The 25,444-nt window shown below is 42.2% G+C and carries 23 protein-coding genes; 14 read left to right on the top strand and 9 right to left on the bottom strand.

The genetic code is table 11. From position 1 onward, the window contains the following. Positions 1–96: 96 nt before the first annotated feature. Complete coding sequence (gigC, locus tag NI461_RS08895) at positions 97–975, bottom strand: LysR family transcriptional regulator GigC (protein ID WP_151207514.1); 879 nt, start codon at positions 973–975, stop codon at positions 97–99. Between the two features lie 85 nt (positions 976–1,060). Here gigC and NI461_RS08890 point away from each other — a divergent pair, with 85 nt between their 5' ends. Continuing rightward, entirely contained in the window at positions 1,061–1,822 is a 762-nt protein-coding gene (locus NI461_RS08890) for a ferredoxin--NADP reductase (RefSeq protein ID WP_253157096.1), read from the top strand. A gap of 85 nt (positions 1,823–1,907) precedes the next feature. Here NI461_RS08890 and NI461_RS08885 read toward each other — a convergent pair whose 3' ends face one another. Continuing rightward, positions 1,908–2,330, bottom strand: a complete 423-nt coding sequence (locus NI461_RS08885) for a hypothetical protein (protein ID WP_151203461.1) — start codon at positions 2,328–2,330, stop codon at positions 1,908–1,910. A gap of 427 nt (positions 2,331–2,757) precedes the next feature. Here NI461_RS08885 and NI461_RS08880 point away from each other — a divergent pair, with 427 nt between their 5' ends. From NI461_RS08880 to NI461_RS08865, 4 genes are all read left to right on the top strand, one after another. Further along, positions 2,758–3,054 (top strand): hypothetical protein, encoded by a 297-nt coding sequence (locus tag NI461_RS08880; RefSeq protein ID WP_151207556.1) that lies wholly within the window; start codon positions 2,758–2,760, stop codon positions 3,052–3,054. A 191-nt stretch (positions 3,055–3,245) separates the two neighbouring features. Further along, a complete protein-coding gene (locus NI461_RS08875) occupies positions 3,246–5,093 on the top strand; it encodes a mechanosensitive ion channel (protein WP_151203452.1) in 1,848 nt (615 codons plus the stop codon). A 70-nt stretch (positions 5,094–5,163) separates the two neighbouring features. Further along, positions 5,164–5,343, top strand: a complete 180-nt coding sequence (locus tag NI461_RS08870) for a hypothetical protein (protein ID WP_151207510.1) — start codon at positions 5,164–5,166, stop codon at positions 5,341–5,343. 140 nt (positions 5,344–5,483) lie between these two features. Then, the gene (locus tag NI461_RS08865) at positions 5,484–5,627 is read left to right on the top strand and encodes a hypothetical protein (RefSeq protein WP_153228188.1); all 144 of its coding nucleotides are present in this window, start codon (positions 5,484–5,486) and stop codon (positions 5,625–5,627) included. Between the two features lie 65 nt (positions 5,628–5,692). On the opposite strand, the gene NI461_RS08860 is transcribed toward NI461_RS08865, so the two are convergent. Next, positions 5,693–6,892: an NAD(P)/FAD-dependent oxidoreductase gene (locus NI461_RS08860; protein ID WP_253157093.1), complete on the bottom strand. Its 1,200-nt coding sequence runs from the start codon at positions 6,890–6,892 to the stop codon at positions 5,693–5,695. 150 nt (positions 6,893–7,042) lie between these two features. After that, positions 7,043–7,915: a 1-aminocyclopropane-1-carboxylate deaminase/D-cysteine desulfhydrase gene (locus NI461_RS08855; RefSeq protein ID WP_253157091.1), complete on the bottom strand. Its 873-nt coding sequence runs from the start codon at positions 7,913–7,915 to the stop codon at positions 7,043–7,045. A gap of 184 nt (positions 7,916–8,099) precedes the next feature. Here NI461_RS08855 and NI461_RS08850 point away from each other — a divergent pair, with 184 nt between their 5' ends. Beyond that, complete coding sequence (locus NI461_RS08850; protein ID WP_253157089.1) at positions 8,100–8,282, top strand: NF038215 family lipoprotein; 183 nt, start codon at positions 8,100–8,102, stop codon at positions 8,280–8,282. 102 nt (positions 8,283–8,384) lie between these two features. Beyond that, positions 8,385–9,008, top strand: a complete 624-nt coding sequence (locus NI461_RS08845) for a LysE family translocator (RefSeq protein WP_253157087.1) — start codon at positions 8,385–8,387, stop codon at positions 9,006–9,008. 382 nt (positions 9,009–9,390) lie between these two features. Here the strand turns inward: NI461_RS08845 and NI461_RS08840 are convergent, their stop codons facing one another. Next, the gene (locus tag NI461_RS08840) at positions 9,391–10,374 is read right to left on the bottom strand and encodes an MBL fold metallo-hydrolase (protein ID WP_253157085.1); all 984 of its coding nucleotides are present in this window, start codon (positions 10,372–10,374) and stop codon (positions 9,391–9,393) included. A 446-nt stretch (positions 10,375–10,820) separates the two neighbouring features. Beyond that, on the bottom strand, positions 10,821–12,878 hold the full coding sequence (metG, locus tag NI461_RS08835; RefSeq protein WP_253157084.1) for a methionine--tRNA ligase: 2,058 nt from the start codon (positions 12,876–12,878) through the stop codon (positions 10,821–10,823). A gap of 313 nt (positions 12,879–13,191) precedes the next feature. On the opposite strand from metG, the gene NI461_RS08830 reads away from it, so the two are divergent. After that, positions 13,192–13,824 (top strand): hypothetical protein, encoded by a 633-nt coding sequence (locus NI461_RS08830; RefSeq protein WP_253157080.1) that lies wholly within the window; start codon positions 13,192–13,194, stop codon positions 13,822–13,824. A 281-nt stretch (positions 13,825–14,105) separates the two neighbouring features. Next, positions 14,106–15,374 carry an iron-sulfur cluster carrier protein ApbC gene (apbC, locus tag NI461_RS08825; RefSeq protein WP_253157078.1) on the top strand — a complete coding sequence of 423 codons (1,269 nt, stop codon included), beginning with the start codon at positions 14,106–14,108 and terminating at the stop codon, positions 15,372–15,374. A 39-nt stretch (positions 15,375–15,413) separates the two neighbouring features. Here the strand turns inward: apbC and NI461_RS08820 are convergent, their stop codons facing one another. Genes NI461_RS08820 through NI461_RS08810 form a run of 3 tightly spaced genes read right to left on the bottom strand, consistent with a single transcriptional unit; the run spans position 15,414 to position 18,915 of the window. After that, on the bottom strand, positions 15,414–17,429 hold the full coding sequence (locus tag NI461_RS08820) for a TRAP transporter permease (RefSeq protein WP_253157076.1): 2,016 nt from the start codon (positions 17,427–17,429) through the stop codon (positions 15,414–15,416). Then, complete coding sequence (locus NI461_RS08815) at positions 17,426–17,911, bottom strand: DUF1850 domain-containing protein (protein ID WP_151204900.1); 486 nt, start codon at positions 17,909–17,911, stop codon at positions 17,426–17,428. Before NI461_RS08815 ends, NI461_RS08820 begins: the two co-directional genes overlap by 4 nt. Further along, positions 17,911–18,915 (bottom strand): TAXI family TRAP transporter solute-binding subunit, encoded by a 1,005-nt coding sequence (locus NI461_RS08810; protein ID WP_253157074.1) that lies wholly within the window; start codon positions 18,913–18,915, stop codon positions 17,911–17,913. The genes NI461_RS08815 and NI461_RS08810 overlap by 1 nt, the downstream gene beginning before the upstream one ends. A 650-nt stretch (positions 18,916–19,565) precedes the next feature. Between NI461_RS08810 and NI461_RS08805 the strand changes: the two genes are divergently transcribed. From NI461_RS08805 to NI461_RS08785, 5 genes are all read left to right on the top strand, one after another. After that, positions 19,566–20,159, top strand: coding sequence for a LysE family translocator (locus NI461_RS08805; protein ID WP_151204898.1), 594 nt, complete (start codon positions 19,566–19,568; stop codon positions 20,157–20,159). A 122-nt stretch (positions 20,160–20,281) separates the two neighbouring features. Then, positions 20,282–20,851, top strand: coding sequence for a dCTP deaminase (gene dcd / locus NI461_RS08800; RefSeq protein ID WP_253157073.1), 570 nt, complete (start codon positions 20,282–20,284; stop codon positions 20,849–20,851). 302 nt (positions 20,852–21,153) lie between these two features. Then, entirely contained in the window at positions 21,154–22,515 is a 1,362-nt protein-coding gene (locus NI461_RS08795) for a hypothetical protein (RefSeq protein ID WP_253157071.1), read from the top strand. Between the two features lie 9 nt (positions 22,516–22,524). Beyond that, a complete protein-coding gene (locus NI461_RS08790; protein ID WP_151204896.1) occupies positions 22,525–23,238 on the top strand; it encodes a hypothetical protein in 714 nt (237 codons plus the stop codon). 26 nt (positions 23,239–23,264) lie between these two features. Beyond that, positions 23,265–25,436, top strand: a complete 2,172-nt coding sequence (locus NI461_RS08785) for a DUF6160 family protein (RefSeq protein WP_151204895.1) — start codon at positions 23,265–23,267, stop codon at positions 25,434–25,436. The last annotated feature ends 8 nt before the right edge of the window (positions 25,437–25,444 follow it).

Genomic DNA, 25,444 nt, shown 5'->3' with positions numbered 1-25,444 from the left:
CCCGAATCAGACGTATGAGCAAACTAAAACCGAGCTAATTGCATAACTCGGTTTGAAGTGGAATACTGTCAATCTATTTCAGGACAAGACAGAATTCTAAGCTTCACAGAATTTCATAAAGGCCTTAAGACCCGGGCCTTGATATTTCTGACGGTGCACCAGCATAAACAGGGGACGGGTCAGTGACCAGAATGGGGTGTCCAGAATTACCAGATGACCTTTTTCGAGCAAAGGCTCAACCGCCAGTTTGGAAATACAGGACATGCCAATCCCACCTGCGACAATTTTTAAAATTGCTTCATTATGACCCAGCGTCAAACGGATTTTGGCATCGGGAACATCTTTTAAAATCGCATTGTCAAAGACCTCACGCGTCCCTGAACCCTCTTCACGCAAGATCCACTCTACAGACTTGAAATCTTTTGCCGTTAAGGCACGGTCAAGCTGTGCCAAAGGGTGATCGGGTGCACAGCAGACGGCCAGTTCATCATTACGCCAAGGGATGCATTGCAGCTGCGGCAGATGACAAGAGCCTTCAATTAAGGCCAGATCCAGCTGGAACTGATTGACGGCTTCGATCATCTGTCTGGTATTTCCCACTTGCAGCTGTAAGTGCGCCTGGGGCTGAATTTTTAAGAAACCCGCCATCAGATCAGGCATTAAATAATCTGAAATGGTGAGTGTCGCACCGAGACGTAGATCGATACTCTGTAACTCGCCTTGAGCTGCTTGTTCAAATGTCTCACAACGGCCCAGAATTTCTAGGGCTTGCGGGAGTAAAAAACGGCCCAAATCATTCAGTTGTAAACGTTTTCCAAGCCGATCAAACAAAGGTGCCCCAAGGCCATCTTCTAAATCTGCTAAAGCCATACTCGCCGCACTTTGGGTGAGTTTGACTGCATCACTGGCTTTGGTGACGGTGCCTTCTTGAGCAACTGCTACAAAAACAGCCAGCTGGCGTAAAGTCATGCGCATGAATAGAGCCTTAACATTTAAAAAATATTAATAAATTATAGGGTCATGCTACCATGAGCATAGTCTTTGATGCCACGTTTGAATCATGTCTATTGAAAAATTTAGCCTGGAAAAGGTTTTATCTGTACACCGTTGGACCAATACGCTGTTTAGTTTCACTATGACACGCCCTGCGCATTTTAAATTTACTGCCGGGCAGTTTGCGCGTATTGGCTTAAAGGTCGGAGATCATCTGGTTGTTCGAGCCTATTCAGTCGTGTCATCACCTTTTGATGAGACGCTGGAATTTTTCTCGATTGTGGTGCCGGAGGGGGCATTTACCTCGCATTTGCAGCATTTAAAAGTGGGAGATGAGCTGTATCTGGAAAAAATCCCCTATGGTTTTTTGACGCTTGCACGTTATCAGTTGCCACTGCCTAAAGACTTATGGCTGTTGGGGACAGGAACTGGACTTGCGCCATTTCTTTCAATGTTACAGGACTTTGAAACCTGGATTAAATACGAAAATATTTATCTGGTATATAGCGTGCGTACCGAAGCTGAATTGGCTTATGTGACGCGTATCCAGGAAATTGCTGAAACTTTTGGTGAAGGTCATCGCGGCTTTAAATTTATTCCGATTATTACCCGCGATCCAAATGCCGCTTTGCATGATCGTTTACCCGTACTGATTGAAAATGGTCAGCTTGAGAAAGCGGCGGGACTCGAATTTAATCCGGCCAGTAGCCATATTATGCTCTGTGGAAACCCGCAAATGGTAGAAGACACTAAAGAGGCGCTTAAAGCTCGAGGTCTGAGCATGAACCGTCGTGGTGAAGGAAATATTGCAGTAGAGAATTACTGGTGAGTACTTTGCTTCCTCCTTTGGAAAAAGAAACAGGCTTTCTGGCATAAAAAAACCTCCAATTGGGAGGTTTTCTACTCTTCAACACTTAGTGGACAAACATATCCATAAAATCGCGGATTTCCTGAATCGCGCTATCGACATCGGTCGTTAGCCAGGTCGGTTCAAAGAAGCCTGCATAATGTTCAATCCGCTCAGCAGGTACGACCAAACGCACCGGGCAGTCTTCTTCCAGTAAACGCCACGGAATAATGGGAACTTCATTGTCCAGCCACGCCACCACATTTCGCACATCAATCACCATGGCATTGATGCAATCAGGAAAGGGCATGACCGACATTTCCTCGGTACGGCGACGGAAATATTCCAGGTCCTGCCAGCGTAGCAAATAGCCCGGCTTGCTAAACTCAATAATTCCAATCAGATGCTGATCACGAGTATAGTGCAAAGCACACTGATGTGTAATATCAGTGTCAAGATCAAGCGATACACTCTGTTGACGATACGCCATAAAGCTCGAATGCATGAAAAATAAGGTCAATGATTATAGCTTATTTTAAGCAAAGTCGCAGGTCTATTCATTACTAGCGATCTGAGCATGACCTGGACGGGAGCAAAGGGGAGAAGGGAAGGATTTTTAGTCTCCCTTATCTATGAAGAATCTGGGCTTACAGCTATCAGTAGAAGTAGCATAAGGGAGGGTTGCAAGAGCGCTTGCCCAGCCTATCTAGGTGATCGCACAAAAAAAATCATTCAAATTTTTCAAAAACGTTTAACCCCCTTTAAAACCGGATTCCTGTGCTCAAAAATCAGACTCATTCGTTTGATACATAGAACTTACATCCCGTCACTATCTCACCATGTTTTGTCACAGAAGTGTCGCTAACTGCTTGTTATGATAAAAATCTACTTATGAATAAGAAATAGTGAGGATGGTCATGGGCAATGATTTTAATAACAAACCACCTTCAAATCATCAAGACGAAGTTACACAGAAAAAACGTATCCCCGTCTATATTTTGATTTTAGTCGGTATCTTTTTGCTCGCCGTATTATTCTATATGTTTGCGGATATGGAGCCAGATTCCCCTGCGGAACGGCCTAATACGCCTGTACCAGCGACGACAGCTCCTACGAGTACTGGCCCGAACACAGGCGGTGAAAGTACCGAGGCGACAGCGACTGATACAGAAGCGACGGCAACGGCAACTGATACTGCACAGGCTAATCAATAAGGTACAGATCAAAAAAGCTCTGGTTAATCACTGGGGCTTTTTTAATGGATTGTGGTGTTTTCTAAGCTCTGCATATCCAGAGCGTCTGAATAGATAAAGTCCAGGCTGTATAAGGAAGAAGCCAAGTATTTAAAACTCTAAGGCTTTCAAATTCAGATAAATAGCGTGATAACAAAGAGGGCATAAAACACATGAATGATTATATGAGAGGTCCACGCGGGGGCTATGATGCCATGTACTATTGGGATCAGTTTCATCCCATAATCAGTGCAGTTGCCATATTAATTGTTGGCTGGATCATTGCACTACTGGTTTCTGCTGGAATTAAGAAGCTTTTGCAGAAGCTCGGGACAAATAGGCATCTGAGTACCGCAACCGGACATCGCTCCAATATGGAAAGCATTATTGCCCGGGTCGTCTTTTGGCTGATTCTGATCATTGCTGTGATAGGTGCATTTAATGTGCTGAACCTGACAGGGATCAGTGACCCCTTCAGTAGCATGATTCAGCAGTTCTTGCTATTTATTCCACAATTGCTGGCCGCTATTGCAGTCGGCTTCATTGGTTGGATAGTGGCAAATCTGGTGAAAATGGGTTTGCAGAAAGTGCTGAACCGTACCCAACTGGATGAAAAGCTCAGTGCAGAAGTTGGCGTCAGTCCAATTAGCCAGAATATCAGTGAAATTGTTTACTGGTTAATTTTATTACTATTCTTGCCAATTGTATTGTCGATCCTCGGGCTAGATGGCCTGTTATTGCCAGTTCAGAACATGGTGACAGACGTTGTCAGTTATCTTCCGAATATTTTCATTGCTGCAGTCATTGTATTTGTCGGTTATATTCTCGCAAAAATTGTCCGCGGTATTGTGGAGGGTTTGCTGAACAGTCTGAATGTACAGCATCAGGCTGAAAAAGTCGGGATCTTCAAGAACTCGAATGTCGCTCAGGTGCTGGGTTCATTTGTCTTTGCAGTGGTGATTATCACATCGCTGATCATTGCCTTTGAAGCGCTTGGAATTGAAGCGATTTCTGAGCCGGCAACTGCCATGCTGTATGAAATCATGCATGCCATTCCAAATATTATTGCGGCAGCCCTGATTCTGATCTTGGCTTATGTGGTTTCTAAACTGGTAGCACGTCTGGTCACAGAAGTTGTTGCAGGCACAGGTGTCGATGAAATTCCAGCCAAGCTTGATGTACAACGTTTCTTTGGTAGCACCAAACTTTCCAATGTGGTGGGTTACCTGATCATTCTGTTTACCATGCTGTTTGCGGTTTCTGAAGCCGCCAACCGTCTTGGCTTTGAACAGATCAGTGGTCTGATTGCCATGTTTATCTATTTTGGTGCGAATATTCTGCTGGGTGCGGTGATTCTGGTCATCGGTTTCTGGCTGGCCAATATCGTGGCAAATATTGTACAACGTGGTGAATATAACAGTTCACGCTGGTTAGCTAATCTGGTACGTGTCCTGATCATGGGACTGGTTATTGCCATGGGTCTGCGTGCAATGGGCATTGCAGATTCGATTGTGAACTTGGCATTTGGTCTGACGCTGGGTGCGGTAGCTGTGGCCTTTGCCTTGGCTTTTGGTCTGGGCGGTCGCCAGCCTGCAGAGCGTGTCTTGACTGATCTGATTGACAAGGCAAAACGTGAAGCCAAAGAACCGAATCCAGTCAAGGATAAAGCTGAAAATAGCATGTTTTCTGGATTAGGCGCCAAGACTGCTACTACAGGTACAAGTGTCGCCGATAGGGCAGGTACTACAGGTTCTGCCTTCACCACCCCAGGAGCTACTGGTTCAGATTCAGATCCTAACGATCTGTCGAATACGACACCAGCAACGCTCACTACTGCACCACTACAAGATGATGATGCATCTATTGATTCGGTCACTCCGGATGCCGATCAGGCCGTCCCGGATTCAGTCAAAGTTGATCCGGCTCATCCGCCAGCCAATAATCCATTTGGCTCAACAGGTGAGGACGAACCTGGTATAGATATTGATCATTCCACTCAGAAAAAAGATGACCTGAAATAACCTGTTCAGGACCAACAGAATCGGCCACGCTTAAGTGGCCGATTTTGCTAGTGAAAAAAGGGAAATAATTATGGCAAAAGCACCGAATAAGTTTTTAGCGCCCGTGGTTATTGCTGGAATTACTGTAGGCTTTTTAGCAGGGGCACGCCGGTTTATTTTTGTAAAATCACGACGTGCTAAAAGTAGGCAAAATGAAAATCAAGTCCACTCACCAGAAGGTAAGGATGAGGAAATGCAAAATAATGATTGAAATTAATACTGGATTTGGTATTTTTCATAAGAGTGATATATGAAATATTATTTAAAATATAGATACTTAAGTTTAATATTCCTGTCATATAAAGTATTTAAATTAAGTTCAAAGGAATGAAAATAATGAGGGTGATTTCAATGCTAAATAATTTATGGACGACATTCACAGACACCGTACAGCAACCACAGCATATTGCAGAAGCTGTAGAGAAAATGGATCTGACGATTGAACGTCTTTCTTCTCTAGACGTTCTATTGTTTCAAACAGACTATCTTGAATAAATTGCAGATGAAAGATAAAAAGAGCTGAATGATTCAGCTCTTTTTTATGTCTGGATTTGAATAGATTAAATATATTCTGAGGCAGCATGCGCAGAAGCCCAGGCCCATTGGAAGTTGAAGCCACCCAAATGGCCGGTGACATCCAGAACTTCACCTACAAAATACAGACCTTTTTGCTTCTTGCTTTCCATGGTTTTGGAAGATATTTCGGTGGTATCCACACCGCCTAAAGTGACTTCTGCAGTACGGTAACCCTCGGTTCCTGACGGCTTTAATTCAAAGCCCTGTATACGCTTGGTAATCTGCTCCAGCTTGTCATCACTGAGATTACCAATAGGGATATCGGCGACCTCAGCCCAGACCAGATTTTGTAGTTCAATCACGACACTTTTCGGCAGATGTTCACTTAATAAAGTGCGGAGTAAAACTTTAGGTTGTCCCTGTTTTTTACGCTTGAAGAAATTAATCAAATCCATACTCGGTAAAAAGTCGACCTTAAAGCTTTGGCCCACATCCCAGTAGTTGGACAATTGCAGGGAGCTGGGACCACTTAAACCGCGATGGGTAAATAACAGCGCTTCGGTAAAGCTGTTTAAATCATTGGATAAGGTTGCTTCAATGGCGTTGCCACTCAGACGGGTGGTAACTTCTTTAAAATGATCCGAGAAGGTAAAAGGCACCAGACCGGCACGAGTTGGATAGACATGATGGCCAAACTGTTTGGCAATCTCGTAGCCGATTCCTGAACCTCCTAAGGTCGGAATCGACAGGCCGCCAGACGCCACTACCACAGACTCTACTTCAAAATAGCCCAGAGAGGTAGCCACCTGAAAACCTTGCTCTGCGACCGTATTCACTGCTTTTACTTCACAACTGGTCTTAATCTCAACCAGACCGGTCTTATCACACTCTGCCAGCAGCATTGACAGGATTTCTTTGGCTCCATTTAAGGTAAACAGCTGTCCATGTTTGCGTTCTTCATATTCGATGCCATATTCACAGACCAAACCAATAAAATCCCAGTTGCTATAACGGCTTAGAGCTGAAATCACAAAATGCGGATTATGCGAAATATAATTACTTGTTTCGACATACAGGTTGGTGAAATTACATTTTCCGCCACCCGACATTAAAATTTTCTTACCGACCTTGTTGGCCTTTTCGACGACCAGCACTTTGCGACCACGTTGTGCAGCCATATACGCCGTCATTAAACCTGAGGCACCGGCACCTATGACTAAAACATCGTATTGCTTGGAAGACATGACACACTCAAGGGAGAAGAAAAGGAAAGCATTATAGACAATTTTATTTCAGCTTTCTCTATTCATACTGAGCTAAAAGCTGAATCGTGGAAGCTGAATCGCTATTGATCGAAAATACTTTTAAAAGATGAGGAGATGAGTGCTATGAATCTAGGAGCAGATTTTAAGGTTCTTAGCTTGTAAACCGCCTGTATGAATGACCAGCAGTTTTGATCCAGCCGGGAAATATCCTTGCGTAATGAGCTCAAAGAGACCCATCAGCATTTTTCCGGTATAGACCTGTTCCAGAGGAATATCATATTTAGCTTCAAAATCTTGAATAAACTGGATAAGGGCAGGCGTGGTTTTAGCATACCCCCCGCAGCAATAATCATCGAGAATGGACCAGTTCTTTTTTACTGTGAATTTGGCAACCTCATCTTTTAGAAAATCACCTTTCAAGGCAGAAAATCCTAATAACTGCTGGTGAGGATGACTGGCTTCAATCAGACCTGTTAAGGTACCTCCTGTACCCACTGCACAGCAGATGACATTAAACTGTTCATCGTCTGGTCTTAAAATTTCCCGACAGCCTTGAATGGCCAAGGTATTGGTGCCGCCTTCAGGAATCAGATAGTGTTCAGGAAATTGTTGCGTCAGCTCTTGCAAATAGTCAGGTTGATGCCGGCGCTGATATTCCTCACGGCTGACAAAGTGCAGCTGCATACCGAGCTCTTGTGCCAGTGCCAAAGTCGGATTTAGTTCTTTATCTTTTAATTCTGCACCACGAATAATACCGACACTTTTAAAATCAAACTGATGTGCGGCAAAAGCCGTAGCTGCAATATGATTGGAATAAGCACCACCAAAGGTCAATAGTTGGTGATAACCGGCTCGTTGCGCTTCAAGAAAGTTATATTTCAGCTTAAAAAATTTATTGCCTGATATATGAGGATGCACCAGATCCAGACGGCGCACCGTCACTGAAATATTCCGAATTAAAAAGTGCTGATCTGGAATAGTATGGGCAAGAGCGTCAAACATAAGCATCAAAAAAATTGAAAGATAAGAAATCAGAATAAGCTGAAAATGAGCAAATTGAAGATAAGCTGCAGGCTAATCGGTGGCTTATCAATAAAAAACGGACGCACATTGTCACAATTTAGTTGCTGAAAATTTAAACCATAGTGCTAGTCTGATAAAGACAACCTCATTGAGGATAACAATAATGAAAATATTATTCTATGTTGCCTTGAGTATTGTCGGACTGAGTTTGACCGGCTGTGAGGATCCGCTCAACAAACCCAGAACGGATACCCGTACCATGATTATTGGAGGCGTGCCAGTGCATAATCAGGATTATCAGCTGCGAGATGAGCATCTTATTGTCCAGAATCAGTTAAAACCTTAACACCTTCATCTGGTTGAAATTCAGGATAAATACAAAATTTTTTAAAGCAAATAATCAGATTTTTGTTTAAAATAAGAACCCGATTTTTAGGTAGGTCATCTCGTGGAATCATTCTGGATTTTAGGCTCGATTGCTTTTGCCCTTATGTTAGGTGCAATGAGTCCTGGGCCAACCTCTATCTATGTGGCAAAAAATTCCATTGCAATTTCACGTAAACATGGCTTATTTACTGCACTAGGCACCGGTTTAGGTGCGGCGGTTTTTGGCTTGCTCGCTGTGCTAGGTTTGCAGGCCTTTTTACTGGCCGTTCCTTCGGCTTATCTGGCCTTAAAAATCTGTGGCGGTTTGTATCTGCTGTGGTTGGCATTTAAAATTATTAAACATGCCAAAGAACCTCTTGAAACAGACACCGCTATCAGCAAGCAGATATCTTTAAGTCGCGCTTTTACCACCGGTCTGATTACCCAACTGTCCAATCCAAAAATTGCGATCGTATTGGCCAGTATTTTTACGGCACTTTTACCGAAAGAAATTCCCACTTATTTTTACGTTGTTCTGCCAGTATTGTGCTTCTTTATTGATGCAGGCTGGTGCTCTCTGGTCGCTGTGGCTCTGTCTGCGGAAAAGCCACGCCGTGTGTATTTAAAGTTTAAGACAATATTCGACCGGGCAGCAGGTGCAGTCATGACCGTGCTTGGCTTGAAGTTAATTTTTGGCATGAAGTAAGTTTATTATTCACTTTAGCTGCATATCCAGATTTAGGTTCTTTGTTTGCAAAAGCATGAAATACTGATTGGTATGATTGCTTAAAGTTTATAAATGATGGACATGAAAGCACATAAAAAACATATAAATGAAGCTGATCTCTGTCGCTATAAAAATATGCAAAACAGCGCCAGAACTTATTAAAAGCAAGACAGATCGGGAGTGTAGTTTTTTATTTTTAACTCTTATTCTGCCTTGCTTTCGATCCACACAAGCTCTGTTATTTGTTAGATAACACTTCCTGCTGCTTGTAGCGAAAAGCTCTTTGCATATTTCAGTCAAGTTGAGGGGGTACCTAATTCTTCTCCAACCTGCTCCTCATTAAGCGATCTCAAGACAGCTGTTAATCCTTGAAGTGTATAGGCATCCACTGATAGCTTTTTCCCTCTTTTGAATAAATATGCCCAATTCCAGGGAAGGGTAAATGCGGAGCTGCAATCGTTTGTCCTTGCTTGGCATAGTTTGCGAAAGATTTTAAGCGGGTTTCTACCGCTTTTTTCTGATCAGTATCAAAGTCGACCGCGGTGTGAGGCCGGTCAAACTGAATACTGTGTGAATGTACTATATCTCCAATAAAAATCAGCTCCTGACCCTGTGATTTTAAGCTAAAACCAAAATGTCCCGGCGTATGTCCTGCCGAACTGATGACATGAAATCCATGAATATTGTCACCAGATTTAAAAGTTTTAAGCTGATCTTTAGCCTGATAAGGAGCAATGGCTTTTTTGATTTTATCTACAGTAGCTGCAAAAGCTGCACGCTTTTGTTGCGGCAAGCGTTCTGTACTTTTTGGATTCATCCAGAAATCCAGTTCAGTTTGAGAAATATAGACGGTCGCATTGGGGAAATTTGCACTGCCATGATTACTGATGCCACAGACATGGTCAGGGTGTAAATGGGTGAGCAGGATAGTACTGACTTGCTCTGGTTTTTGTCCTGAAGCCTGTAAATTGGAATATACCGAACCCAAATGAGGACCATTACAACTGGCAGTGCCACTATCGACCAAAGTTAATCCTTTTCCATCATTCACTAAAAACGCATTCACCGAAGTCTGAATGCCTTGGCTGTGGTGAATATAATATTTTTTGAGAATCTGATTTACTTCAGCTGCAGGCAGGTTTTTAAATAAGGTTTGGGATAAATAATTGCTCCCATCCAGCAGCGCCGTAATTTTATAATCTCCAAAGCTGTGTTGATAATAACCGGGAACCTGTTTCTGTTGCGGTAGAGTCGAAGAAGGAACTTGGGCATGGGTTGGAGAAACGCCAACAAGTGAACTGAAAGCAAATATGGACAGGGCTAAAGGGACAGTTAAATATTTCATGGCTATTCTTATGTAATTGAGGTCAATTTTATGTATTAGCATGAATATCATTAAAAAAGAATATGAATATATTTACCTTTTTACAAGGCCGAGTATATATTTTCTTCTGTACTAAAAATGCAGTCTGCACCTGTATATCGAATTTTTTGAGAAACAAAACCTGCATTTTTATTAAAATATTATTGTAAATAGATTGTTTAGATATATTTCACTTTTCATGAAAAGACCGTTAATATGGGGAGATAACGAACAGTTTTGAGTGCCACTATGAGTTTCTGGAAAAGAAAGAACAATGCCAACTTTGTGTTTTTCATCATAACGTTATATTCATTGCTGGGCTTCGGCATTGGCTATGTGATCTGGGAATTTGTGCTGCAAGGCTGAGCGGTTTAGAAATAAAAAAGCCTCTAGAGATAGAGGCTTTTTTCTTATCTTAGACCTAAATCTTAAGACACTTTATCACCCGGTTTAGCTCCCGTTTCAGGGGAAATCACCCAAACACCTTCGCCATTACCCGCAGCCAGCACCATGCCGTTAGAAATACCGAAACGCATTTTACGTGGGGCCAAGTTCGCTACCATCACCACCAATTTACCTTTGAGGTCGTCAGGCTTATAGAACTCACGGATACCACTGAACACATTGCGTGGCTCAGCTTCACCCACATTTAAAGTCAATTGAAGCAGCTTGTCAGAACCTTCAACCGTAGCGGCTTCCAAAACTTCAGCAACACGCAGGTCAACTTTCATAAAATCATCAATATGAATGATTTCAGCTTCACCGACTTTAGGTTCGGGCTTTTTCTCAGTCTTCTTCTCTTTTTTCTTTTCAGTTTTTGCAGGTTCAGCTGTAGCAGTCAAAGAATCTTTAGACGCATCGACCATCGCTGCAACCGCTTTTGGGTCTACACGTTGCATCAGCGGTTGGAACAATGCAATTTCGTGATCCACCAGAATTTCGGTACGAGAGGAAAAATCGAAAGCAGCCAGTTTCAGGAAGTCCTGAACCTGAGTAGCCAGGGCTGGAAGAACAGGAGCCAGGTAAACAGCCAATTGACGGAACAGGTTAATGCCTACCGAGCAGACTTCATGAACTTGTTGCTCTTCACCTTCAACTTTGGCTAAAGCCCAAGGTTTTTTCTCATCAATATATTGGTTTGCTTTGTCTGCAAGTGCCATAATTTCACGAATGGCCGTTGAGAACTCACGTGCTTCGTAAGCTTGAGCGATTGAATCACCAGCATCAATAAAGCTTTGCACCAGTTCAGGTTCTGCACAACTTGCTGATAATTTATTGTCAAACTTGGTATTGATGAACTTGGCACAACGACTGGCAATGTTGACTACTTTACCGACCAGGTCTGAGTTTACTTTCTGAACAAAGTCTTCAAGATTTAAGTCAGAATCTTCCACTTTGTCAGACAGTTTAGAGGCAAAGTAATAACGCAGATATTCAGGATTTAAATGCTGTAAATACGTTTCCGCTTTAATAAATGTACCGCGAGATTTCGACATTTTCTGACCATTCACAGTCAAGAAACCGTTGACGAATAAACCGGTTGGAGTACGGTAATTCGCGCCTTCCAACATGGCTGGCCAGAACAGGGCATGGAAATACACGATGTCTTTACCAATGAAGTGATAGACTTCATTTTTAGAATCTTTTTTCCAGAAATCGTCAAAGCTTAAATCAGGACGTTGGGTTTTAACGTAGTTTTCAAAGCTCGACATATAACCAATCGGCGCATCGACCCAAACGTAAAAATATTTATTCGGTGCATCTGGAATTTCAAAGCCAAAATAAGGCGCATCACGGGAAATATCCCAGTCTGACAACCCAGCTTCAAACCATTCATCTAATTTGTTGGCAATAGAGACCGGTAAACGACCTTTATCACGGGTCCATTGTTGCAGGTATTCTGCAAAGTTCGGCAGTTTAAAGAAATAATGATCTGAAGATTTTTCAACAGGGGTCGCGCCACTTAAGGTTGATTTTGGATCAAGTAATTCAGTGGCATTATAAGTCGTACCGCAAACCTCACATGAGTCGCCGTATTGATCTTCCGCCTTACATTTTGGACAGGTGCCTTTAATAAAACGGTCTGACAGGAACATGCCTTTTTCAGGATCAAACAACTGGGTAACAGGGCGAACGGCAATATTGCCTGCTTCACGGTTTTTGATATAGATCTCTGATGCACGCGCGCGGTTGGTATCGCTATGGGTAGAATCATAATGATCAAAATGCACACCAAAACCGTCAAAGTCACGAATGTGTTCAGTTTGTACATTGGCAATTTGCGCTTCAGGCGAAATACCATTGGCTTCAGCACGCAACATGATCGCGGTACCATGAGCATCATCCGCACAGACATAAGTCACGTCATGACCCATCGCACGCATTGCACGAACCCAGATATCTGCTTGGATATAACCAAGTAAGTGACCCATATGAATGGGGCCATTGGCATAGGGAAGGGCATTGGTGACTAGGATTTTACGCACGGATTCACTCTCTCATTCATATTCATTATGCAATGGGCCACAATTTTACATGATGCCGGAGGGATTACAAAGCAATGCTTTGTCTGAAACACCACTAATTAGGACAGCTAAATATCTGAAATTCAAATAGCAGACAGATTAAAGCCAGCTAAGGCTAAAAAATAGAAGAATTGCACAGCTGCTACATCCTGCAAATAACAGCAACAACATGTACAGGCTTTGTTGCAGTTTGCTTAATTCACCCCGACTCCCTAGGTACTTTATGCTAAAAACGTTTGATGATTTAAATAAAATTTAGCTTAGGAGAGTACTCATGACTCAACATCAACAGACCAGTACATCGAAGCAACACCAAGATAAAACCCAGCAGACAAAAGCCTTAAATCAGAAAATTGAACAAGAGCAAAAGCAAAACGAGAATGATAAACAGCACAATCAGCATCATCAGGAAGAGCCAGGTGCCCAACCGCACAAGGCGGATCCAAATACTGACACCGAGAGTAAGCAAAGTTCTCAGGCAGCAGATAGTGAATCAGTAGAATCACAGCATGCTTCGAAGGATAGCCAGTCTGATAGCACGGGTCAGTCTGATAAAAAGACAGAAACCCAGGAAAGACTAGAACAGCTTAAAACTGAAGCTGGACAAAAATTTGAAGAAGCGAAGCACAAAGCCACTGAACTTGCTCATGATGCTTCAATTAAGCTGGGTGAACTGAAAACCCAGGCGACTGAAAAATTTGATGAACTCAAAAAAATGGCGACCGAAAAGCTGACTCAAATGAAGAAAGATCATCAATCTGCGGACGGGCAAGCTGAAAATACCCACATGAAGGATGATGAAAAGCAGGATTTGACCGAAGCAGAGACGCACAATCAATCATCTATGCAGGATACAGCCAAGAAGGATCAGGCTGATAAGGACACGTCTCACAACACTCAAAAATAATAAATAATGATCTGCCAAGCGACCACTTCCGAAAGGGATTGAAGTGGTCTTTTAAACTAGGAGTGAATAAAAATAACTAAAATTTTTAGGCATATAAAAGACGGAAAGAGCGACAAGGCCATTATTTAGCGGTATTAAATCAGAAAAAATATAAAAACCGACTAAAATAGTAGGAAATAGCGCTATAAATATATCTCTGGTTCAAGACAATGCTTAACCTTCTACCCAAACCCCGTTAAACTAAGTACTTCAGATGTCTCAGCCTAATTTTGGAGTAACCTATGTCGTGGCTTTCTTCGCTTAAATCGGTTTTTTCGCCTTCCAAGGAAGTGAACGAAGAAGCTGTGCAGCACATACTCCAAAACTACATTTTGCCGAATTCCAGTCATGCCTTGAAAGATCGTATTACTCAGGTCAATGTGCAAGGCGAGATTTTACAAATTACTTTAAATACTTACCCGGAAGAAAAAGAGCAATTACAACAGATTCATGATGAACTGGCGGATGCGCTAGAAAAATGTGGTATTAAAGAGCTGAATATGCATGTCATTCAGCAGAAAACCGGCCATAAATCTACGCAATCAGAGGGTTGCGGACATTCGCATGCCGCCGGGGAAAGCTGCTCTACGACGGACCAGACGCCAACAGGCAAAAGCAACTTACCACCTGTAGTTGATGCTTCAGGTGGTACAGCCTCAACGGAAGAGGCTGATCCCAATAATCCGCCAATTCAAAAAGCTGCACCCCAACAGCGTGATGTAGCGAAACATCCCCGTATTCAGAATGTGATTTTAGTATCCTCTGGCAAAGGCGGTGTGGGCAAGTCCACTACGACCGTCAACCTGGCATTGGCCTTGCAAAAACTCGGTCTAAAAGTGGGGGTGCTGGATGCTGATATTTATGGTCCAAGTATTCCCACCATGCTGGGTAATGCCGGTAAAACGCCAATGATTGAAGCCGAGCAGTTTGTGCCCTTAGATGCTTATGGCATGCCGGTATTATCTATTGGCCATTTAACAGGTGATCATAATACTCCCGTGGCTTGGCGTGGGCCAAAAGCCACGGGTGCCTTGATGCAGCTGTTTAACCAGACCCTATGGCCGGATCTGGATGTTTTGATGATTGATATGCCGCCAGGCACAGGCGATATTCAATTAACACTTGCTCAGCGTATTCCAGTAACAGGCGCCGTGATTGTGACCACACCGCAAAATGTGGCCTTAATGGATGCCACCAAAGGTATTGAATTATTCAATCGGGTGCAGATTCCAGTGATGGGTGTCGTCGAGAATATGTCGACCCATATCTGTTCAAACTGCGGTCATGAAGAACAGATCTTTGGTACGGGTGGCGGCAACCAACTGGCAGAACAATATGACATTCCATTACTGGGACGCTTACCTTTAAATGTGCAAATTCGTGAAAATGCCGATGCCGGTAAACCTTCGGTGATTGCTGGAGATGATGCTGCTGAAAGTTACATGGCTATTGCCCAGAAAATTGCAGATCGCTTGCCGCAAGCAGAAAAAGATAAAACTCGTATTTTCTAAGATTTTATAGTGAAAAAAAGAGAGCCTCGGCTCTCTTTCTTATGAGATTTTAGTAGTCACTGTATTTTCTTTTCTTGCCTGAACGATATTAAAGCCAATCGCAATAATCACCATGAAGGTGCCGATAATATCGGTCATAGTTTCCGGCACGATCATCATAAGTGCGCCAACCCCCAGGAAGATCCGCCAGAACCAGTTCAGTGCTGTTTTAAAATAACCTTCTACTGCAGCCCCCAGTGCCAGAATACCAACAATGGAGGTTACAGTAATGCTTAAAATGACATTCCATGCCGGTAAGGCAAATTCTTTGGCATTCACGGCAATATCTGTCGTGTCAATCATCAGCATCGCCGGGTTATAGACAAACAGGAATGGCACAATAAAACCAGCTAGAGATAGGCGTAGGGCCAGGAATCCGGTCCGCATTGGATCACCACCGGCAATCCCGGCACCGGCAAAGGCGGCCAAAGCCACGGGTGGAGTGATATTGGCAAACAAACCAAAATAGAACACGAACATATGGGCGACTAAGATGGGAATGTCAAAGTTGGCCAAAGCGGGGGCAGCCATCGTTGCGGTAATGATATAGGCAGGAATGGATGGCAGGCCCATACCGAGAATCATCGATGCAATCATGGTGAAGAACAGGGTCAGGAACAGACTGCCGGCACCAATACTCATGATTGAAGAAGTCATTACTGAACCGAAACTGGTCAAGCTCACGACACCAATAATAATACCGACGACGGCACAGGCAGCCATCACGGAAAGTGACTGTTTAGCGCCATCAGCTAAGGCTTCCAGAATTTCTTTCGGTCCCATACGGGTCGATTTTCTGAATGCTGCAACCACGATAGTCAATAAAATCGTATACACAGCCGCATAGCTAACCGGAATGGACTGGAATAAGAAGAACACTAAGGCAACGATAGGGAGTAATAAATGTCCTCGTTCTTTTAGGACTTCTTTGACCCGTGGCAGGTCAGCTTTGGGAACACCTTTCAGGTTATCCCGGCCAGCTCTGAAATGGACTTGTGCCATCACCCCGAGATAATATAGCAGGGCGGGTAATACCGCAGCTAAGGCAATCGTGCCGTAGCTGACACCCGTGGTTTCCGCCATGATGAAGGCGCTGGCACCCATCACTGGCGGCAAAATCTGCCCACCCACAGAAGCACTGGCTTCAACCGCACCGGCAAAGTTTTTGTGATAGCCAATTTTCTTCATTAAAGGAATGGTAAATGAACCGGTTCCTACGACATTGGCAACCGCAGTCCCGTTAATACTGCCCATAAAACCGCTGGAAATCACCGCAACTTTGGCAGGGCCACCTTGCTTATGTCCGGCAAGTGCCATGGCCAGGTCATTAAATAATTTTCCCATGCCTGATTTCGCCAGAAAGGCACCAAACAGGATAAACAGGAAAATGAAGGTGACCGAAGCACCGATGGCTGAGGAATATAACCCTTCAGTCTTTAGATACATTTGGCCGAAAATATCACTGAATGTATAGGGGCGGGTGAGCAAGCGATCTGGCATCCAGTCAAAATGACTGACAAATGGATAGCTTAAGAAAATCAGTCCCAGGATCGGCAGCATCCAGCCCATTACCCGCCGTGCTGCCTCGACCACTAATACGACCGTTATAATCGAGAAGACAATATCCAGCGTATTGGGAATGCCTCCTCGCGTGGTCATAATGGCTTGGTATTCTTTAAACAGATAAAAGAACGAAGCAAAAGAGGCGATTACCCAAATCCAGTCAGTCCATGCGACCTTCTGTCGGCTGCTGGCCTGACGTGCTGGATAGAGCAGAAAAATCAGAGCTAAACCAATCGACACATGTGCCGCACGTTGAATCAGTTCGGGTAAAGGATTAAATGTAATATAAAGATGAAATAACGAGTAGGATATTGCTAAGGCAGCAATAAACCAGCGAACCGACTTATTGATCGGGTTACGGGTAACAGATTCACGGTCAAATTTTTCTAATAATTCTTGTTGCTGTTGCTCATTGAGTGCTTCGGGCACATTTTTTATGTCTTGTGGATTCATAGGCAATCATTCAAACCTCTTTTTTTCCATAGGCTGTCTTTTTTTATAGAGATCTGTACCGTACTGTAGTCGGGAAAATCCTGATAAATATTCCAGACCCGATCAGCACTCTCAATTTTTCCCTGCATCCTGCGCGAAATGACCCAGTTGAGTTCTTTCATTTTTCGGTTGATCTGTATATGAATGCTACCATCATCCTGCCGCGTAATGGTGCCTTGGTCAGGTGTGCCTGCACCGAATGAAACGAACTGTGTTTCTGCCAGAATCAAATCGTTTTCATGTTGAAGATAGCGTTCTTTCCACTGTGTTTTTTCTACCGAATGCATCCAGCTGAGCTGAAAAGATTTCTGGTCAATTTTGCACTGAAAACTTTGCTCTCTCACTTCAACAAAAATATAAGGAAATACCAGCCAAACACAGCTAATAAAAAAAGCAGCCCAACTAAAAAGTGCAGCAATCGCTGCACCTTGTATCCATTTCATTAGTTTGCTGTATTCTCATCATAGAATTTTTGCGCGCCCGGATGCAGTGGAGCCACCAGACCTTTTTGTGCACCTTCTAAAGTGATTTCTTTTGCTGCTTGGTGCGAGTTTGCCAGTTGATCCAGACTGGAGAAGAAAGTCTTGGTCAGCTTATATACATCATCAGTAGACAAGTCTGAACGAACCACCAGTGCATTCATGATCGCTGCTGTTGGAATATCTTCAGCATTGCCATAGGTCCCTTTGGGAATGGTCATCGGCAGGAAATAAGCCTGATCTTTGGCAATCGCTTTGACTTTGTCAGGATTGATACTCACCAATTGCAGATCAAAGCCCTGTTGTAATTCCATCAAAGAAGAGTTTGGAATACCACTGGTCAGAAAAGCTGCATCCAGCTTGCCGCCTTTCAATGCATCCGCTGCTTCTGCATAGCCCAGATAATCAACTTTTACATCCTTATAAGTAATGCCAAAACCATTCAGTAGGCTACGCGCATTCACTTCTACACCTGAATTCTGTGCGCCCACTGCAATACGTTTACCTTTCAGGTCTTCAATATTTTTGATGCCGGAACGCTTTGAAGTCACGATTTGCACATAGTTCGGATAAAGAGCGGCAATTTGTTGTACATTATCAATCTTGGCATTAAAGCTGCCTTTACCATTAATCGCTTCAGTCAGGCTGTCACTCATCACAAAAGCCATTTCAACTTTATTCTGTTTTAATAAGTTCAGGTTCTCAACAGAAGCGCCTGTGGTCTGGGTTTTGGAATTCACACCATAGGTCTTGTTATAGATTTCAGCCAATCCTGTCCCAATGACATTATAAGGACCTGAGGCCCCACCTGTGGCAATATTGACAAATCGGGTTTGCAGTTTATCTGCAGCCACACTTTCGCCGGATGCAGCCTGACTATTCGATTTATTTTGTGCATTATCATTCGAGCAAGCAACTACGCCTGATAGCGCTAAACTCATGACTGAAAGCTTGATCCATTTATTCATATTATGACTCCTGATATTATTCTGCAGTTTTTAAAATACAATTAAAACAACAATGTACTAGACCGTCTGGAGGTTAAAAAAATGTGAATTATCAATTGTTGTCTTTGTACAATTTAACAGCAATTATTTTGTCTGAATACCATTAATAGCATTTTTTTCAAAAATTTACTTTATCAATAGGTTGAACAAATTGAGCAAGATAGACAGCTTAAATGTATAGCGGAAATTTAAGCATGAGGAGTGAGGTAAAAGTTGCTCCAACCACCACATCTTTTCATGGGAGTGTCCAAAGTTCATACACAAGGCCAGAGGTTTTTGATTGGTTGATCTTTAATCAAGGATTGCCGGAAATAATGATTTTTTTAAGTTTTGACAATTTTCCTTTCATAGGGTGTGGATCAGTATTTCTGGAACTCTAATTCCGAATATGCTCATTGAAACCTCTACTTTTTAGCAGTTTTACTATGTGCTTATAGCTTTATAAATTGACAAAATTGACTAAAAGTAAATTTTCTTATACTTATAACCAACTAATTAATAGTAAATAGAAAAATAAAATATAAAATTTTTTAATATGTTCGCTTACAATTATTTTTTTGCAGATTTGACTGGATTATTTTATGCTGCAGGCATAAGAGCGAGGTCAAGCTATGGTTTCATGGTTTTTTATTGGTTTGGTGATAAGTATTCTATTAACACCAGGCCCAACCAATACTTTATTGGCATCGTCGGGCATCCAGGTCGGGTTTAAGAAAGCTTTTCGTCTTATTCCTGCAGAAGCCTTTGGTTATTTGATTGCAATTACTTTTTGGGGCATTTTAATCGGAAAGATCTCGGTTTATTTTCCTCCACTTCCTCATATTCTCAAACTGTTTAGTGCAGCCTATATTCTTTTTCTGGCCCTGAAATTATGGCGTACGGCAGAGCTGGATGAAAATTTTGAGCAGCTAACCATTCGTGCACGTGAATTGTTCTTTGCGACTTTACTGAACCCTAAAGCATTACTGTTTGCTTCGGCTATTTTTCCGGTGATGGTTTGGAAAAGCAGTCTCTATTATGTGACTTATATGCTGGTATTCTTGGCCTTACTGATTCCAATTGCATTTTTCTGGACATTTTTAGGCACAATTCTGGCGCGTAAAAATAATCGCTGGCTAAATCAGAAGAACCTGCAAAAGACCGCTTCGATTATTTTAATGAGCTTTTCTGTGCCTTTAAGCTACTCCGCACTGCTTAGCTTATAAACCAGAAAAAGTGACGAATGTTTGTGAAATTTACTTGTCAGGATTTCACTTATTTTCATTACTGCCAATTTCAGTTAAAGTACGTCGTAATTACTTATATTTAAGATTTTTGGATTATATCAATGGCAATTAAGTCTGATCGTTGGATTCGCGAAATGAGCGAAAAACACGGCATGATTGAACCGTATGCAGAAAACCAGATTCGTCTGGATGAGAATGGTCAAAAAATGATCTCTTATGGCGTTTCAAGCTATGGCTATGACGTGCGCTGTGCACGTGAATTCAAAGTGTTTACCAATGTTCATTCTGCAATTGTCGATCCAAAGAACTTTGATGAAAAAAGCTTTATCGATATTGAGTCGGATGTATGTATTATTCCACCGAACTCATTTGCTTTGGCGCGTACAGTAGAATATTTCCGTATTCCGAGAAATGTACTCACCGTTTGTCTGGGGAAATCGACCTATGCGCGTTGCGGAATTATTGTAAACGTTACTCCGCTTGAACCAGAGTGGGAAGGTCATGTCACGCTTGAATTTTCAAACACGACCAATTTGCCTGCCCGTATTTATGCTGGTGAAGGGGTGGCGCAAATGCTGTTTTTTGAATCTGATGAAGTGTGTGAAACATCTTACAAAGACCGGGGTGGTAAATATCAAGGTCAGACCGGTGTGACGCTGCCGAAGGCTTAAATACTTTTAAAAGAAAGATAGATCAAAAAGCGAGGCATTGGCCTCGCTTTTTTTATTCTTTCATTCATCGGAAACTCGGAATTTCTGCTCTTTTGACTTTGGTAATTACACAAAAAATAAGCATAATGGATAATCAATATAAAAAAGATGCGTGATGCATCATTTAACAAAAAATAAAGTGTGGTAGCTAGGAAGCTAAAGGATAAAGATGCGGAGCATCAGATAAGAAAAGGATAGTGATGATGAAGAAGAACAGCAGGCACTTGACTATTAAAAAAACGTGCTTAGCCACCATATTGTGTATGTTTTCAATGCCGCCAGCCTTCGCGATGCAGCAGCTTTCTGATGATACGATGTCAGATACCACAGGTGAAGGAATTGCGATTTTACCTGAGGATTTTAAACTTGTTTTTCAAATGCCGAATGATAAATCTACAGGTTCCAGTTATAACCGCCCTTTGACAGGTACGGGTGCTACGGATCCGAGCCAATTTGATACCGGTTTTATTCGAATTATTCCGGTCGGGGAAGATTATTCAAGATATGTCAACTCAAACGAGAATCTAGCAGAAAAACGCACCAAGGCTGATGTTTTTATTTATGGTCTAGCACTTTCACGAACTAATGATAATTTAAATCAAAGATTTAGTAATACAGGTTTTACCTGGGGTTCAGATGCTAACCCTTGGGTGGTACGAGCAGGTACGCAATCTAATGTAAAGCAATTTATAAATACCAATAATGGGGATGTCAGTTATCTGTCAATTGAAGCTCCTCTGGCACGAGAAGGGGTATATGAAGAAGATAACAATATTAAGCTAGGATACTGGCTGGATGCTTTTTCACGTAAGTGGGGCTCAAATAATCAAGTAGATGAGATTACAGGTGCACCGACAGTTGCTGCGGATTTACCCACCGACCAGCGTATTCGACTTCAACTGGTTGCAAACGGATTAAGTTTAAGTGGTTCTCAGGTCCGTCTTTTTCAAACACAAGCCTCACCTGTGGCACAGCAGAACCAAACACTCGGTATGGCCAGCTTAATCCGGCAGAACACCCATGATAATCCAGCGTCATTAACCTTTAATAAAGGTTCGAATGGCGAAGCAATCAACCTGGTAGACTTAAATAAAAAAGCCCTGCGTATTAGTACGGCGGCGATTGATGATGGCACAGCATCGACACCTGCACTAAATCGTTCGTATGCCCCCATCTTTCACGCGAGTGAAGGCTTATATCTTTATAGCCCTAATATCAACCTGGTCTTTGGTAATATGTATCAACCCTTTATTGTTGGCTCAGAAGGCAATAATATCGTTTTGGAAGTTACACGGATTCCAAACGTACCTGATATTTATAATAAAATTTATACGGACTATTCTAGTGAAGCTTCTAAAGCCGCTACTTTATGTAATGTAGCCTCTTGTGGCAGCCAAGCCTCCATGATTAGTAATATCAAATATCAGGCCAATACAGCGACCCACAGTAGTATCAGTGTGGGAAGTGTCACAATTAATAACAAGCTGCTGGAAGCAAATAAAAATGATAATGCAACTGGTATCGTGTTTAGGGGACCTACCAATACAGCTCCAGTAAACTTGGGCTCTGTGGTGATTGATGGTGTGCTGATTCAACATCTGAAGTTTAAAACGACAGGGCTTTAGGAGATGAGCATGAAGCTGAAAATGTTATTTGCTGCCGTACTTATTGTACCTTCATGGGCCTATGCGGCATTAGAAAGTCTGAATAATGAAGAAATGGTCGCTATTAGTGGGAAAGGCACAGAGATTTTAGGGGGGGCAGATTTAAGCTGGACCTTATCTTTAAATCATCAGTATGCCAGTGACCTCAGTAAAAAAGAGATTTCATTGGTTAATGGTTTTGAAGCGAACGGGATTGCCAAGGTGACGCAAGCCTATTATCGCATGACGAATAATCTGGAGTGTCCATTACTGGAATTATGCCGGTTGGCTATTTCTCCAAATAACCATACAGAAAAACAGCCGGATGGTTCAATAGCCAAAAAATGGCTGGTCTTCAAGCAAATTCAGGGCACATTACAGATTGATCAGTTCACCTTAAGTGGTACTACATTTATCAATCAATATAATAATCCACAAAGCGCTATGCGCTTAACATTCTATGATGATAAACCACTTAAAATCAGAAATTTAGGTTTTAAAAGTGTATCGATTGAAGCGGGTGATGAAGGATATTTTAATACCACTAAATATGAAACTTATGCAACAGGCAGGAATGTCCCTCAATTTGACCAAGGGCAGGAAAAGGGATTCATGGGTTTGAATATTCATGGCAATATGCACATGAATGGAAATATAAAAATATTTAGCGTCAACTGTACGGGCGATGGAGCAAGCCGTTGCTAGCTCGGTAGAAGAATAAGGATATTAGAATGAAAACTAAATCGCAGTTCAAATTACTTACCGTCTGTATATGTATGGCACAGCAGAGCTATGCTCTGGAATTGATTAAAGATCAGGACTTAGGCAGTGTGACTGGTCAAGATGGGATTATTATTACCCATGAAATTTCAAAAGCGGAAGTCAATCAGGTGAACTGGTATGACCCTAATCCCATCTCAAATACAAAAATGGGTTTAGGTCTACATCATGTAAAAATTGAAGGAATTAAGCAAAAGCCTATTATTAGTACTTTTGCTATGGATGTCGGAGCAACCGAGAAGGGGGCAGGATTAAGACTTGAAGCCAGTGTAGATCCGCTCCAGCTCAAAGCTGATCTGAATATTGTAAAAAATAATTGTAATGAGGCTCCTTGTGTACAAAGCAAGCAGAATCTTGGTGAGTTAGGAATTGATATGAAATCTCCTTTCAATCTGGTTCTGCAAACTACATCAGGCCTATTTAACAAAGATAGCAAAACCCATATCAATTTTCAGTTGAAAAACACCTCAATTAGCCACAGTTTAAATAGCAATAGCTTGATATTAAATGATTTCAACTTCAATTTTGAAGGGGAAGGATACATGTATGTGGATGCCAAGGAAGGGGTGGTTTTAGCAACGTCTAATGGTATTGAAGGGGTTGATAAAAATACAGTTAACCTGAATAAAGTTGGAAATAACCCAGGTGTAAATATAGATTTTCGCTATAGCACACCATCGAATGAGCGTAAAAATATTATCCGTATGGGCGCTTCAGGTGCAGTTACCAATGCCAAAATTTTCTTAAATGCTGATCAGGCAGGTATTAAAAACTTTGGTACACCTAGTCGCTCCTCATCAAGCACAAGTTATAGTGAACTGGGGAGTGGGGGACTGCATTTTGGAGTGGCGGCAGATTTTTTAAGTAAAGGTCATGCAGCATTAAAACCTGGCCAGATGCCTACAACACTTGAAATTGGCCACACGGGTACAGGAAGTTATGCAATTGAGTTTTCAAGATTAAGGGCATTAACCCAGCAGGCGAATGCTTCTATTAATTTTGGCGATATTTATATAAATACAATCCAAAAAGCCAAAACACTTGATTTTGTCATTAATAAAAATATGCAGGATACTCTGGCGAAGGCAAGCCCAATTTTAGCGCAGACTTTAAATAATACGACTGAGGGTGGTGATTTTGCCCTGATTGCCATACGGGGCATGGATTTCCAGACTATTGCTTCACGTGCACGTTTTATTTCACAGACTGCTCCAGCAAATAATGATACTGGAACCTGGGGAATTGGTATTCCTATTTATAATCTGAATGCCAATCTTGCACTGACAGGAGCGACTTATGGCACAGAGCATAAAAAAGGTATTGCCTACAATCTTATGGCTTCGACCGACGGATACGGGGTCGATGGTCCAAAAGGCCCAAGTACTACCTCTATGATCTTGATTGATGGACACAATGGGGTACATGGTGAAGCGGTCAACTATTATGCGGGTTTGCGTAATATTGATACTTTTATTGAGTCGCAGGGCGTAATTGGTTATGAAGATGAAGGAATCTATGTTCGGGCAGACAAGTTACTTTTTGCAGCAAATGCGGAAATTGCTGTCGGTCAGTTGCCAGGTTCAAAATATAATTGTGCCAGTTCAGTTTCAGCTAAATGTAATGGTGTCATAGCAGATGATATTTTTGCTAAGAAAGAGGATGTTTTAAATACATTGGCCTTTAAATTAGATGGTAAGGGTGAGCTCATGATTATTCCGGGCGTAGAAAGTATCAACGCAACGCCCGAAACCAATTTTTTATCGCTCAAGGCCAATTTTGAATTTACTCCATTAACAGAATCCTCACCCGAATATTTAGGGAGTTATATCAGTTTAAGCACTGAAGATACGATTGCGGGTGTAACTAAGAAATCAAGTTTAAATTTAAATAAATTACAGGGTCATGTGGGTTTAAACGGGCAAATTTATTTAAAGGAAAATGCTGTAGCCTTGGACACTCAGGTGCAACTGAATTATAAGTCAACCTTGTCCAATAGAGGGCATGGTGTACCTTTTAAAGCTGAAATGGCGATGTCACCTTCAGGTACGACTATGCAAAAAATTGCGGATATCGCAATTACTGGTGGCACATTAAGAAGTACGCTGGGAATTACACCGCGATAAAAAGAATA

Origin of the sequence: Acinetobacter sp. S4400-12, assembly GCF_024129495.1 — a bacterium.
In the GTDB taxonomy this organism is placed as follows: domain Bacteria; phylum Pseudomonadota; class Gammaproteobacteria; order Pseudomonadales; family Moraxellaceae; genus Acinetobacter; species Acinetobacter lwoffii_C.
This window is presented reverse-complemented; position numbering and strand designations above follow the sequence as displayed.